At 73.4% G+C, this 12,721-nt stretch carries 9 protein-coding genes; all 9 read left to right on the forward strand.

Features of this window, described 5'->3' with window-relative positions; genetic code table 11:
- Positions 1-32 precede the first annotated feature (32 nt).
- The 9 genes from H2038_RS04320 (at position 33) to H2038_RS04360 (ending at position 12,641) form a co-directional block, all read left to right on the forward strand.
- Positions 33-1,145 carry an SDR family NAD(P)-dependent oxidoreductase gene (locus H2038_RS04320; protein WP_292109505.1) on the forward strand — a complete coding sequence of 371 codons (1,113 nt, stop codon included), beginning with the start codon at positions 33-35 and terminating at the stop codon, positions 1,143-1,145.
- Positions 1,142-2,191, forward strand: coding sequence for an NAD-dependent epimerase/dehydratase family protein (locus H2038_RS04325; RefSeq protein ID WP_292109507.1), 1,050 nt, complete (start codon positions 1,142-1,144; stop codon positions 2,189-2,191). The genes H2038_RS04320 and H2038_RS04325 overlap by 4 nt, the downstream gene beginning before the upstream one ends.
- On the forward strand, positions 2,188-3,306 hold the full coding sequence (locus H2038_RS04330) for a glycosyltransferase (RefSeq protein WP_292109509.1): 1,119 nt from the start codon (positions 2,188-2,190) through the stop codon (positions 3,304-3,306). The genes H2038_RS04325 and H2038_RS04330 overlap by 4 nt, the downstream gene beginning before the upstream one ends.
- Positions 3,303-4,427 (forward strand): glycosyltransferase, encoded by a 1,125-nt coding sequence (locus tag H2038_RS04335; protein WP_292109511.1) that lies wholly within the window; start codon positions 3,303-3,305, stop codon positions 4,425-4,427. The genes H2038_RS04330 and H2038_RS04335 overlap by 4 nt, the downstream gene beginning before the upstream one ends.
- Entirely contained in the window at positions 4,427-5,518 is a 1,092-nt protein-coding gene (locus H2038_RS04340; protein ID WP_292109513.1) for a glycosyltransferase, read from the forward strand. Before H2038_RS04335 ends, H2038_RS04340 begins: the two co-directional genes overlap by 1 nt.
- Positions 5,515-7,632 (forward strand): bifunctional glycosyltransferase/UDP-glucuronate decarboxylase, encoded by a 2,118-nt coding sequence (locus H2038_RS04345; protein WP_292109516.1) that lies wholly within the window; start codon positions 5,515-5,517, stop codon positions 7,630-7,632. The genes H2038_RS04340 and H2038_RS04345 overlap by 4 nt, the downstream gene beginning before the upstream one ends.
- Before the next feature lie 60 nt (positions 7,633-7,692).
- Positions 7,693-8,679 (forward strand): zinc-binding dehydrogenase, encoded by a 987-nt coding sequence (locus H2038_RS04350; protein WP_292109519.1) that lies wholly within the window; start codon positions 7,693-7,695, stop codon positions 8,677-8,679.
- On the forward strand, positions 8,676-9,701 hold the full coding sequence (locus tag H2038_RS04355) for a Gfo/Idh/MocA family oxidoreductase (protein ID WP_292109522.1): 1,026 nt from the start codon (positions 8,676-8,678) through the stop codon (positions 9,699-9,701). Before H2038_RS04350 ends, H2038_RS04355 begins: the two co-directional genes overlap by 4 nt.
- A 90-nt stretch (positions 9,702-9,791) precedes the next feature.
- On the forward strand, positions 9,792-12,641 hold the full coding sequence (locus H2038_RS04360; protein WP_292109525.1) for a pitrilysin family protein: 2,850 nt from the start codon (positions 9,792-9,794) through the stop codon (positions 12,639-12,641).
- Positions 12,642-12,721 lie beyond the last annotated feature (80 nt).

Genomic DNA, 12,721 nt, shown 5'->3' on the forward strand with positions numbered 1-12,721 from the left:
GGGGAATCCGGCTTCCGGGGCGAGAACCCCTGATGCCCGGCACGGTCCTGATCACCGGAGGCGCCGGCTTCGTCGGCCGCCACGTCGCCCGCGCCCTGCTCGAGCAGGGGCACCGCGTTCGCGCCCTCGACAGCCTGATCGAGCAGGTTCACCCGACCCGCGCGCGGCCGGCTGAACTCGACCCCGAGGTCGAACTGATGGTCGGCGACATCCGCGACGAGGCGGCCGTGATGGCGGCCCTGTCCGGCGTCGACAAGGTCGTCCACCTCGCCGCCGAGGTCGGGGTGGGCCAGAGCATGTACGCCATCGACCGCTACACCTCGGTCAATGACTACGGCACCGCCGTGCTGTTCCAGCAGCTGATCGACCGCCCGGTGGAGCGCGTGGTGGTCGCCTCCTCGATGAGCATCTACGGGGAGGGCCTCTACCTGACCTCGGACGACGAGCTGGTCGAGGACGTGGTCCGCGGCCCGCGCAATCCGGACGGCAGCTGGGATCCGCTGGACGCCCGCGGGCGGCCGCTCATCCCGGTCCCCACCCCCGAGACCAAACAGCCGGCGCTGAAGAGCGTCTATGCGATCAACAAGTACGTGCAGGAGCGGCTCACCCTCACGCTGACCGCCCAGTACGGCATGCAGAGCTGCGCCCTGCGCCTGTGGAACATCTACGGGCCCGGACAGGCGCTCTCAAATCCCTACACCGGCGTGCTGGCCATCTTCGCCTCGCGGATCGCCAACGGCCAGGCGCCGATGGTGTTCGAGGACGGCCGGCAGCGGCGCGACTTCGTGCACGTCTCCGACGTCGCCCGCGCCTTCCTGCTGGCCCTCGACCGGCCGGAGGCGGACGGCGAGGTGTTCAACATCGGCTCCGGCGTCGACCGCACGGTGGAGGAGGTGGCGCGGCTGCAGGCGGAGTCCATGGGCCGTCCGGACATTGTTCCGGAGATCACCCAGCAGGCCCGCGCCGGCGACATCCGCCACAACATCCCCGACCTGACGAAGGCCGCCGACCTGCTGGGCTACGAGGCCCGGCAGGACTTCGCCGAGGGGCTGGAGGAGCTCGCCGAGTGGGTGGCCCGCCAGGAGGCCGAGGACCGCGTCGTCGAGGCCCGCAAGGAGCTGGAGATGCGGGGGCTGGTCGCATGAGCGGGGCCTCCGGTCGCGTTCTGATCACCGGCGGCGCCGGCTTCATCGGCAGCAATCTCGCCGACCGGCTGGCCGGCATGGGCTGCGAGGTCCTTGTGCTCGACACCCTGGCGCGGCCGGGGGTCGAGCTGAATCTCAAATGGCTGCTGCTGCGCCACCGGGCGCGCATCCGCCACCTGACCGTCGACATCCGCGACATCGCGGGCGTCGCCGCGGCGCTGGACGGCGTGGACGTGGTCTTCCACCTGGCCGCCCAGGTGGCGGTGACGACCAGCCTCGCCGACCCGCGCGAGGACTTCGAGATCAACCTCGGCGGGGCCATGGCCGTGCTGGAGGGGGCCCGGGCGCGCGGCACGCCGGTGATCTTCGCCAGCACCAACAAGGTCTACGGCGACCTCGCCGACATCCCGATGCAGCTGGTGGACGGCGCCTGGCTGCCGACGGATGCGGGGCTGCGCGCGCACGGCATCGACGAGCGGCGCCCGCTCGACTTCCACACGCCCTACGGCTGCTCCAAGGGCGCGGCGGACCAGTACGTCCTCGACTACGCCCGCAGCTTCGACCTGCCGGGCTGCGTGATGCGGATGAGCTGCATCTACGGCCCCCGCCAGATGGGCACCGAGGACCAGGGCTGGGTCGCCCATTTCCTGATCCGCGCCCTCGCCGGCGAGCCCATCACCCTGTTCGGCGACGGGCGGCAGGTCCGCGACATCCTCAACGTCGCCGACGCGGTCGACGCCTATCTGGCCGCCTGGCGGCGCATCGACGAGGTCAGCGGCCGGGCCTTCAATCTCGGCGGCGGTCCGGCCAACGCCGTCAGCCTGCGGCGGCTGATCGCCTTCATGGAGGAGGTCATCGACCGTCCGGTCGAGACGCGCTTCGAGGACTGGCGCGCCGGAGACCAGCGCTACTTCGTCGCCGACGCCGGCGCGGCCCGCGCCGCCCTGGGCCTCGCCGAGCCGATCGCCTGGCGGGAGGGGGTGGAGGGTCTGGCCGAATGGCTGCAGAGCGAGGGCGTCGCCGCGCCCCGCACGGCGGCGGCATGAGGCCGCCGACGCAGCCGCGCCACGTCCTGCTGACCGCCGACGCCGTGGGCGGGGTCTGGACGTGGGCGATCGATCTCGCCACGGCCCTGGCGGGTCGCGGGGTGGCGACGACGCTGGCCGTGCTCGGTCCGCCCCCGGACGCGGCGCAGCGGCGAGCCGCCGCGGCGATCCCGGGCCTGACCCTGATCGAGACGGGCTTGCCCCTCGACTGGGTCGAGGACGATCCGGCGCGGCTGGCCGCGGCCGGCCGCCGCCTGGCCTCCCTCGCCGCCTCCGCCGGCGTGGATCTCGTGCACCTCAACAGCCCGGCCCTGGCCGCCGAGGCCGCCTTCCCGGTTCCGGTGGTCGGCGGCTGCCATTCCTGCCTCGCCACCTGGTGGTCGGCGGTGCGCGGCGACGCCCCGATGCCGGAGGCCTTCCGCTGGCGCACCGCCATGCTGGCCGAGGGCTATGCCGCCTGTGATCGCCTGATCGCCCCCAGCGCCGCCTTCGCCGCCGCGACCGCCGAACGGTACGGCGTGCGGGTCGAGGCGGTGCACAACGGACGCGCCCCCGCCGCCGCCCGGTCCGCGACCGGGCGCGACGCCGTCGTGCTCACCTCGGGCCGGCTGTGGGACGAGGGCAAGAACGTCGCCGGTCTCGACCGGGCCGCCGCGCGGATGGTCCGCCCGGTGCGCGCGGCCGGACCCCTCACGGGTCCCGGCGGCGCCGGAGTCGCCCTCGCGCACGCCGTCCCGCTGGGGCGGCTGGATGCCGCCGCCCTGCGCGAGGCGCTGGACCGGGCGTCGGTGTTCGCCTCCCTGGCCCTCTACGAGCCCTTCGGCCTCGGGGTGCTCGAGGCGGCCCAGGCCGGCTGCGCCCTGGTCCTGTCGGACATTCCGAGCTTTCGCGAGCTGTGGGACGGGGCGGCGACGTTCGCGCCGGTCGACGACGCGGCGGCGCTGGCCCGCACCCTCGACGACCTGCTCGCCGACCCGGACGCGACCGCGGCCTTGGGGCGGGCCGCCGCCGCGCGCGCCGCCCGCTTCACGCCCGAAGCCATGGCCGACGGCGTCCTCGCCGTGTGGCGCGAGGTCCTGGCGGACCGCGCCGCCTGCGCCGGAGCGGCCGCATGAGGATCGTCTACCTCACCCATTCCCTCGACTCCTGCTGGAACCACGGCAACGCCCACTTCCTGCGCGGCGTGCTGCGCGAGCTGGTCGCCCGCGGCCACGAGGTCGCCGCCTTGGAGCCGGCCGACGCCTGGAGCCGCGCCAATCTCGTCGCCGACCACGGGGAGGCGGGGCTGGAGCCGTACCGCCGCGCCTATCCCGAGCTGTCCAGCACCCGCTTCTCGCGCCCGGACGAGGTCGAGCGCGCGCTGGACGGGGCCGATCTGGTCATCGTCCACGAGTGGAACGAGCCGGCCCTCGTCGCGGCGGTCGGCGAGGCCCGCAAGCGCGGCGGCCGCTTCACCCTGCTGTTCCACGACACCCACCACCGCGCGGTCAGCGAGCCGGACGGCATCCGGGCCTTCGACCTGTCCGGCTACGACGGCGTCCTCGCCTTCGGGGAGACCCTCGCTGGCGTCTATCGCCGCTGGGGCTGGGACGGACGGGTCTTCGTCTGGCACGAGGCCGCCGACGTCCGCCTGTTCCATCCGCCCGCGGCCGAAGGCTCGCGCGACGGGCTGATCTGGATCGGCAACTGGGGGGACGGCGAGCGGACGCACGAGCTGGAGCGCTTCCTCTTCGCCCCCGCCCGGGCCGCCGGTCTTTCCCTCGACATCCACGGCGTGCGCTATCCGCCCGAGGCGCTGGCGACGCTGGAACGCTACGGCGTCCGCTACCACGGCTGGCTGGCCAACGCCGCCGCCCCGGCCGCCTTCGCCCGCCGCCTCGCCACCGTGCACGTGCCGCGCCGCTTCTACGTCGAGCAGCTGCCCGGCATCCCGACCATCCGGATGTTCGAGGCCCTCGCCTGCGGCATCCCGCTGGTCAGCGCCCCGTGGTCCGACAGCGAGGGCCTGTTCCGGGTCGGCGAGGACTTCCTGATGGTCCGCGACGGCGCGGCCATGACCGCCGCCCTGCGCGATCTGGCCGCCGACGCGGACCTGCGGCGCTCGCTGGTCGAACACGGCCTCGAGACCATCCGCGCCCGCCACACCTGCGCCCACCGGGTCGACGAGCTGCTGGCGGTGGCCGGCCGTCTCGGCGCCCCGGCCCTCGCACCCTCCCCGCTACTGGAGACCGTCTGATGAAGATCGCCTTCTACGGATCGAGCCTGCTGTCCGCCTGGTGGAACGGCGCCGCCACCTACTACCGCGGCATGCTCTCCGAGCTGGCGAGGCGCGGCTGGGAGGTGACCTTCTACGAGCCCGACGCCTTCGACCGGCAGCAGCACCGCGACATCGAACCGCCCGCCTGGGCGAAGGTCGTGGTGTGGGACAACACGCCGGAGGCCTGCGCGGAGGTCGTCGCGCGCGCCGCCGAGGCCGACGTGGTGGTCAAGGCCTCGGGCGTCGGCGTGTTCGACGACGAGCTGCTCGCCGTCTTCGACCACGCCCGCCCCGACGCCCTCACCGTCTACTGGGACGTCGACGCCCCTGCGACGCTCGCCGAGATCCGGTCCGCGCCCGACCACCCGCTGCGCCGGGCCCTGAAGCAGGTCGACCAGGTGCTGACCTACGGCGGCGGCCCCCCGGTGGTGGAGGCCTTCGCGACCCTCGGCGCGCGCGCCTGCCGGCCGATCTACAACGCCCTCGATCCGTCGACCCACCACCCGGTCCCCGCCGACCCGCGCTTCGCCGCCGACCTGTCGCTGCTCGCCAACCGCCTCCCGGACCGGGAGTCGCGCATCGAGCGGTTCTTCCTCGAACCGGCGGCCGCCCTGCCCCTGCGGCCCTTCCTGCTCGGCGGCAACGGCTGGCACGACAAGGACGTCCCGCCGAACGTCCGCCGCCTCGGCCACGTCGGCACCGCCGACCACAACGCCTTCAACTGCTCGTCGCTGGCCGTGCTCAACGTCTCCCGCGACAGCATGGCCGAGAACGGCTTCTCGCCCGCCACCCGGGTGTTCGAGGCCGCCGGCGCCGGCGCCTGCCTGATCACCGACCACTGGGAGGGCGTCGAGCAGTTCCTCAAGCCGGACGAGGAGGTGCTGGTCGCCCGCGACGGCCAGGACGTCGCCCGCCATCTGGAGGCGCTGACGCCCGGGCGCGCCCGCGCCATCGGCGAGGCCGCCCGCCGCCGGGTCCTGGCCGACCACACCTACGCCCAGAGGGCGGAGGAGGCCGACGCCCTGTTCCGCCAGTCGCTGACGGCCCGCCGCGAAAGGAGCGCCGCATGAGCCGCCTGATGGACATCGTCGTGCTCGGGCTCAGCCTGTCGTCCTCCTGGGGGAACGGCCACGCCGTCACCTTCCGGGCGCTGCTGAAGGCGCTGGCCGCCCGCGGCCACCGCATCCTGTTCCTGGAGCGCGAGACGCCCTGGTACGCCGCCCACCGCGACCTCGGCCGCGTCGACTGGTGCGAACTGCAGTTCTACGCCGGCCTCGACGAGCTCGCCCGGTTCGAGGACCGGGTTGCGGCCGCCGACGCCGTCATCGTCGGCTCCTACGTCCCCGACGGGATCGAGGTCGGGGACTGGGCCCGCCGCACCGCCGGAGGCGTCGTCGCCTTCTACGACATCGACACTCCCGTCACCCTCGCCCGGCTGGAGCGCGACGACTGCGACTACCTCGCGGCCCGCCAGATCCCCGCCTACGACGTCTATTTCTCCTTCACCGGCGGCCCCACCCTCCAGCGGCTCGAGCGCGCGTACGGCTCGCCGGCGGCCCGGGCCCTGTTCTGCTCCGCCGACCCCGAGGCCTATCGTCCGGTCGAGGCCCCGCGGCGCTGGGACCTGTCCTATCTCGGCACCTGGAGCGCCGACCGGCAGCCGGTGCTGGAGCGCCTGCTGGTCGAGCCGGCCCGCCGTCTGCCGCACCTCAGCTTCGTGGTGGCGGGCCCCCAGTACCCCGACGACATCGACTGGCCGGCCAACGTCCAGCGCATCGACCACGTGCCGCCGGCCGACCACCCGGCCTTCTACGCCGCCAGCCGCTTCACCCTGAACGTCACCCGCGCCGACATGGTGGCGGCCGGCTGGAGCCCGTCGATCCGCCTGTTCGAGGCCGCCGCCTGCGGCGCGCCGGTGATCTCCGACGTCTGGCCCGGTCTCGACGAGCTGTTCGCGCCCGGCGAGGAGATCCTGCTGGCCCACACCGGCGAGGACGTCGTGGCGGCCCTGCAGTCGCCGCCCAGCTGCGCCCGCGACATGGGCCTGCGCGCCCGCGAGCGCATCCTGGCCGACCACACCCCGGCCCACCGCGCCGGGGTGGTGGAGCGCGAGCTCCGCGCCGCCGCGGTGCTCCACCGCGACCATCCCCATCCCCTTCCTGTCCGTGAGGCGTCGATGAAGCGTACCCCCTCCACCCGATCGATCCTCGTCGCCGGCGGCGCCGGCTTCCTCGGCTCCCACCTGTGCGATCGCCTGCTCGCCGACGGCCATCACGTGGTCTGCCTCGACAACCTGCAGACCGGCGACCTCTCGAACCTCGAGTCGGCGATGAAGCGGCCGAACTTCGAATTCGTGCGCCACGACATCGTCGAGCCCCTGCCCGCCCGTCTGCAGGAGCGGCGCTTCGACCGCATCTACGATCTCGCCTGCGCCGCCTCGCCGCCGCAGTACCAGGCCGACCCCGAGCACACCCTGCTCACCTGCGTGCTGGGCGTGCGCCACCTGCTGCAGCTGGCCGAAACGAACGGGGCGCGCTTCCTGCTGACCTCGACCAGCGAGATCTACGGCGATCCGGAGGTCCATCCGCAGCCGGAAAGCTACCGCGGCAACGTCAATCCGATCGGCCCGCGCGCCTGCTACGACGAGGGCAAGCGGGCCGCCGAGACCCTGACGTTCGACTACGACCGCGCGGGCCGCGGCGAGGTGCGCGTGGCGCGCATCTTCAACACCTACGGCCCCCGCCTGTCGGCCCTCGACGGCCGGGTCGTGTCCAACCTGGTCACCCAGGCCCTGGCGGACGACCCGATCACGGTCTTCGGCGACGGCAGCCAGACCCGGTCGTTCTGCTATGTCGACGACATGATCGCCGGCCTGGTCTCCCTGATGGAGCACGAGGGGCCGCAGCCCGGTCCGGTCAACCTCGGCAATCCGGTCGAACTCAGCGTCCGCCAGCTGGTCGACGTGGTCCTCGACCTCACCGGCTCCGGCTCGGAGGTGGTCCACCGGCCGCTGCCGGTCGACGATCCGCGCCGCCGGCGACCCGACATCGGCCGCGCCGCCGAGGTGCTGGGATGGCGGCCGGAGACGGCGCTGGAGGACGGGCTGCGCCGCACCATCGACTGGTTCGATCGGGAACGCGCCGCCGCCGCCCGCCGGCAGGCCGCGGCCGCCGTGGTGGCCTGAGCCGCCCGCAACCTCCCGCCCGCGCCCGGCCGGGGCGCGCCCGCCACAGACAGGAGAAGCATGACTGACGTTCTGAACCGCACCCGGACCATGCAGGCCGCGGTCGTCACCGGCCCCGGCCGCATGGAGCTGCGCGCCGTCCCGCTGCCGGAGCCCGGGCCCGGTCAGGTGTGCGTCCGCCTGGAGGGCTGCGGCGTCTGCGCCTCCAACCTGACCCCGTGGGCGGGACCGGAGTGGATGACCTTCCCGACGGAATCGGGGGGCATGGGGCACGAGGGCTGGGGCGTGGTCGACGCCCTCGGCGACGGGGTCTCCTCTCTCGCCGTCGGCGACCGGGTCGCGATCCTCTCGGGCCACGCCTATGCGGAATACGACGTCGCCGACGAGGGATCGGCGGTGAAGCTGCCGGCCAGCCTTGACGACCAGCCGGTCCCCGGGGAGCCGCTGGGCTGCGCCTTCAACATCTTCCGCCGCAGCGGGATCGAGGCGGGCCAGACCGTCGCCATCGTCGGGATCGGCTTCCTCGGGGCGGTGCTGACGCGCCTCGCCACCGAGGCCGGGGCGCGGGTCATCGCCATCTCCCGCCGCCCCTCCTCGCTGGATCTCGCCCGCCGCATGGGCGCGGCGGAAACCATTCCGCTGGAGGACCACTACGGCATCATCGCGCGGGTCAGCGAACTGACCGACGGCGCCTTCTGCGACGTGGTCATCGAGGCGGTGGGCAAGCAGTGGCCGCTGGACCTGTCGGCCGAGCTGACGCGGGAGCGCGGCCGTCTGGTCATCGCCGGCTATCACCAGGACGGCCCGCGGCAGGTCAACATGCAGCTGTGGAACTGGCGCGGGCTCGACGTGGTCAACGCCCACGAGCGCGACCCGGCCGTCTACGCCGAGGGCGTCCGCGAGGCGGTCGAGGCGGTCGCCGCCGGCCGGCTCGATCCGGCGCCGCTCTACACCCACAGCTACCCGCTGGACCGCCTCGGCGACGCCCTCGACGCCACCCGCGACAAGCCCGGCGACTTCGTCAAGGCGCTGGTGGTGATGCGATGACGGACGCCCTGCTCGAGCGCCCGGCCGCCGCGGCCCTGCGCAAGCCGCGCATCGGCTTCCTCGGCGTCGGCTGGATCGGCCGCCACCGGATGGAGGCCATGCTGGCCACCGGGGCCGTCGAGGCCGCGGCCGTCGCGGACCCCTCGGACGAAATGGCCGCCGGCGCCCTCGCCCTGGCGCCCGCCGCCGCACGGCTGGACGACCTCGACGCCCTGCTGGACAGCGGCCTCGACGGCGTCGTCATCGCCACCCCCAGCGCCCTGCACGCCGAACAGTCGATCCGCGCGCTCGAGCGCGGGGTCGCCGTCTTCTGCCAGAAGCCGCTCGGCCGCACCGCCGCGGAGGCCGGAGCGGTCGTCGAGGCCGCCCGCCGCGCCGACCGGCTGCTCGGCGTCGACCTCAGCTACCGCTTCACCGAGGGCGTGCAACGCCTCCGCGACCAACTCGCCGGCGGCGAACTCGGCCGGATCCACGCCGTGGACCTCACCTTCCACAACGCCTGGGGGCCGGACAAGCCGTGGTTCTACGACCCGCAGCTGTCCGGCGGCGGCTGCGTCATGGACCTGGGCGTCCACCTCGTCGATCTCGGCCTCTGGCTGATGCCGGGGACGCGGGTGGTCGAGGTGTCCTCCGCCCTCCAGTCGGGCGGGCGCCCCCTGCGGGACGGGGCGGTGGAGGACTACGCCGTCGCCACCTTGGTGCTGGACACCGGCTGCGTCGTCCGCCTGGCCTGTTCCTGGCGACTGCCCGCGGGCCAGGAGGCGGTCATCTCGGCCGCCTTCTACGGCGAGGGCGCCGGGGCAGAGTTCCGCAACGTCGGCGGCTCCTTCTACGACTTCGTCGCCGAGCGGTTCGACGGGCCGGCCCGCCGCGCGCTTGCCGGACCGCCGGACGACTGGGGCGGCCGGGCCGCGGCCGACTGGGCGAGACGCCTCGGCGCCGGAACGGGGTTCGATCCGGAGGTCGCCTCGACCGTGGAGGTCTCGCGGGTGCTCGACCGCATCTACGGCCGGGCAGGCTGAAGCCCTCATCCGGAGTTTGACGGCTGCGGCGACGCTGTGTCCTATGCGCCCTCCCGCCGCGGCCGCGCGGCCCTTCCGGATCGTTGCTTCATGCGTCTTCGCCTCGTCTCCGCCGCCGCCCTCCTCGCCGCCCTGGCCCCGGTCTCCGCCGCCCTGGCGCTCGAAGCCCCCGCGACGGGGGGCGCCGCCATCACGGCGATCGCTGCGCCGGTCCAGGATCTGCAGCCCGCGTCGGTGGCCGATCTGGTGGCGCAGGTCGACATCCCCTGGTCCCGCTTCACCCTCGACAACGGCCTCACCGTGCTGGTCCACGAGGACCGCAAGGCCCCGGTGGTGGCGGTGTCCATCTGGTACAATGTCGGCTCCAAGGACGAGCCGGCCGGCTCGACGGGCTTCGCCCACCTGTTCGAGCACCTCATGTTCGGCGGCTCCGAGAACTCGCCGACCAGCCACATCCAGGCCATGCGCGGCGCCGGCGCCACCAGCCTGAACGGCACCACCTGGTTCGACCGGACCAACTACTTCCAGACCGTGCCGACCCCGGCGCTGGAACAGACCCTGTTCCTCGAGAGCGACCGCATGGGTTACCTGCTGGGCCAGGTGGGCCAGGAGGTTCTCGACCTGCAGCGGGGCGTGGTCCAGAACGAGAAGCGCCAGGGCGACAACCAGCCCTACGGCCTCGTCGAATACGCCCAGCTCGAGGCGCTCTTCCCCGAGGGCCACCCGTACCGCCACTCGACCATCGGCTCGATGGCCGACCTCGACGCGGCCAGCCTCGAGACCGTGCGCAACTGGTTCCGCGACAACTACGGCCCGAACAACGCGGTGCTGGTGCTCTCGGGCGACATCGATGCGGCGACCGCCCGCACCCTCACCGAGCGCTACTTCGGCTCGATCCCGCGCGGTCCGGTGAACACCCCCGCCGAAGCCGACGTCCCGACCCTGGACGCGCCCCTGCGCGAGACGATGCACGACCGCGTCGCCAACGTCCGCCTGATGCGCAGCTGGGCCGTCCCCGGCCTGCTGGATCCGGAGTCCGTCCCGCTCTCGGTCGGCGCTTCCATCCTCGGCGGCCTCGCCAGCTCGCGCCTCGACAACGAGCTGGTGCGCGGCGACCAGAGCGCCGTGTCCGTCAGCACCTCGATGATGCCCTTCCACCGCGTCGGCATGTTCGAGATCACGGTCAACGTGAAGCCGGGGCAGGACCCGGCGGCGGTCGAGGCCCGGCTGGATCAGATCCTCAACGACCTGATCGCCAACGGACCCACCGAGGAGGAGGTCTCGCGCGTCGCCACCAACTACGCCTCGCGCACCATCCAGAGCCTCGAGCAGGTCAACGGCAAGGCCTCGGTGCTGGCCGAGGGCCAGCTCTATGCCGGCGATCCCGACCACTACAAGCGCGAGCTGGAGGCCTACGCCAGCGTCACCCCGGCCCAGGTCCGGGCGGCGCTGCAGAAGTGGCTGACCCGCCCCGCCTACACCCTGATCGTCGAGCCCGGCGAGCGCGAAGCCTATGAGGAAGCCGCGGCCTCGCCGTCCGGCGCGGCGCCGGTCGAGGCCGCGCCGATCCAGCGTGTCGCCCGCGATCCGATGCCGACCATCGGCGCGGTGGCCGACCTCGACTTCCCGACCATCGAGCGCGCACGCCTGTCGAACGGCGTCGAGGTGGTCTACGCCCAGAGCGACACCGTGCCGGTGACCCGCGTGGCCGTGGAGTTCGACGCCGGCTTCGCCGCCGACCGCACTGACCGTCTCGGCGCCCACAGCCTGATGCTCAACCTCATGGAGGAGGGCACCACGACGCGGAACGCCAACCAGCTGGCGGAAGAGGAGGAGGCCCTCGGCGCCTCGATCAACGTCGGCGCCTCGATGGACCGCTCCAGCGCCAGCCTGACCACGGTGACCACCAACCTGCGGCCGTCGCTGGCCCTGCTGGCCGACGTGGTGCGCAATCCGGCCTTCGCCCCGGCGGAGATCGAACGGGTCCGCGCCCAGCGCCTGTCGACCATCGCCAACGAGCGCACCTCGCCGGGAGCCATCGCCGCCCGCGCCCTGCCGCCCCTGCTGTACGGCCCGGAGAGCCCGTACGGCCGTCCGCTGTCGGGCAACGGCGATGAGGCCAGCATCGGCGCCCTGACCCGCGACGACATCCTGGCCGAGCACCGGACCTGGATCCGGCCCGACAACGCCACGGTCTTCGTCGTCTCCGACCTGCCCCTGTCAGAGGTGACGGCGGAGCTGAACCGGGCCTTCGGAGACTGGGCGGCGCCGTCCGCGCCGCGCGGGACCAAGACCTTCGGTCCGGCGATCCCGGCCGGCCAGAGCCGCATCGTCCTGATCGACCGTCCGCAGTCGCCGCAGTCGCTGATCTACGGCGGCGTGCTGCTGCCGATGTCGGGCACCGACGACCTGCTGACCCTGAACACGGCCAACACCGTGCTGGGCACCGACTTCCTGTCGCGGATCAACGCCGACCTGCGCGAGACCAAGGGCTGGTCCTACGGGGTGCGCGGCATGGTCAACCAGCTGGAGCACCAGACGCCCTACTTCATCTCGGCCCCGGTGCAGGCCAACCGCACCGGCGAGTCGATCGCCGCCCTGCTGGAGCAGTACAACGCCTTCCTCACCGACCGCGGCGTGACGCCGGAGGAACTGGAGCGGACCGTCAACGGCAACACCCGTTCGCTGGCCGGCGGCTTCGAAACCTCGTTCCAGCTGTTGAACGCCCTGCGCGGCAACGCCCTCTACCAGCGCCCGGACGACTACTACGAGACCGTCGCCAGCCGCACGCGCGCCCTGACCGCCGCCGACCTGGACAGCGCCGCCCGCGCCGCCATCAACCCGGGCGGCATCATCTGGGTGGTGGTCGGCGACGCTGACGTGGTCCGTCCGCAGCTCGACGCCCTCGGCCTGCCGGTCGAGGTCCGCGAGGCCGAGTGACCCGGCGGCCGGTCCGGCCGTCGACCTGATCCCCGGCCCGTCGCCTCGCGACGGCGGGCCGGCCCATCTTCCAGAAGCCT

Source organism: Brevundimonas sp. (assembly GCF_013912005.1).
Classification (GTDB): Bacteria; Pseudomonadota; Alphaproteobacteria; order Caulobacterales; family Caulobacteraceae; genus Brevundimonas.

Excerpts from the sequence above, each read along its gene's own strand:
- H2038_RS04320 (WP_292109505.1), top strand. The coding sequence starts at position 33 with ATGCCCGGCACGGTCCTGATCACCGGAGGCGCCGGCTTCGTCGGCCGC.
- H2038_RS04325 (WP_292109507.1), top strand. The coding sequence starts at position 1,142 with ATGAGCGGGGCCTCCGGTCGCGTTCTGATCACCGGCGGCGCCGGCTTC.
- H2038_RS04330 (WP_292109509.1), top strand. The coding sequence starts at position 2,188 with ATGAGGCCGCCGACGCAGCCGCGCCACGTCCTGCTGACCGCCGACGCC.
- H2038_RS04335 (WP_292109511.1), top strand. The coding sequence starts at position 3,303 with ATGAGGATCGTCTACCTCACCCATTCCCTCGACTCCTGCTGGAACCAC.
- H2038_RS04340 (WP_292109513.1), top strand. The coding sequence starts at position 4,427 with ATGAAGATCGCCTTCTACGGATCGAGCCTGCTGTCCGCCTGGTGGAAC.
- H2038_RS04345 (WP_292109516.1), top strand. The coding sequence starts at position 5,515 with ATGAGCCGCCTGATGGACATCGTCGTGCTCGGGCTCAGCCTGTCGTCC.
- H2038_RS04350 (WP_292109519.1), top strand. The coding sequence starts at position 7,693 with ATGACTGACGTTCTGAACCGCACCCGGACCATGCAGGCCGCGGTCGTC.
- H2038_RS04355 (WP_292109522.1), top strand. The coding sequence starts at position 8,676 with ATGACGGACGCCCTGCTCGAGCGCCCGGCCGCCGCGGCCCTGCGCAAG.
- H2038_RS04360 (WP_292109525.1), top strand. The coding sequence starts at position 9,792 with ATGCGTCTTCGCCTCGTCTCCGCCGCCGCCCTCCTCGCCGCCCTGGCC.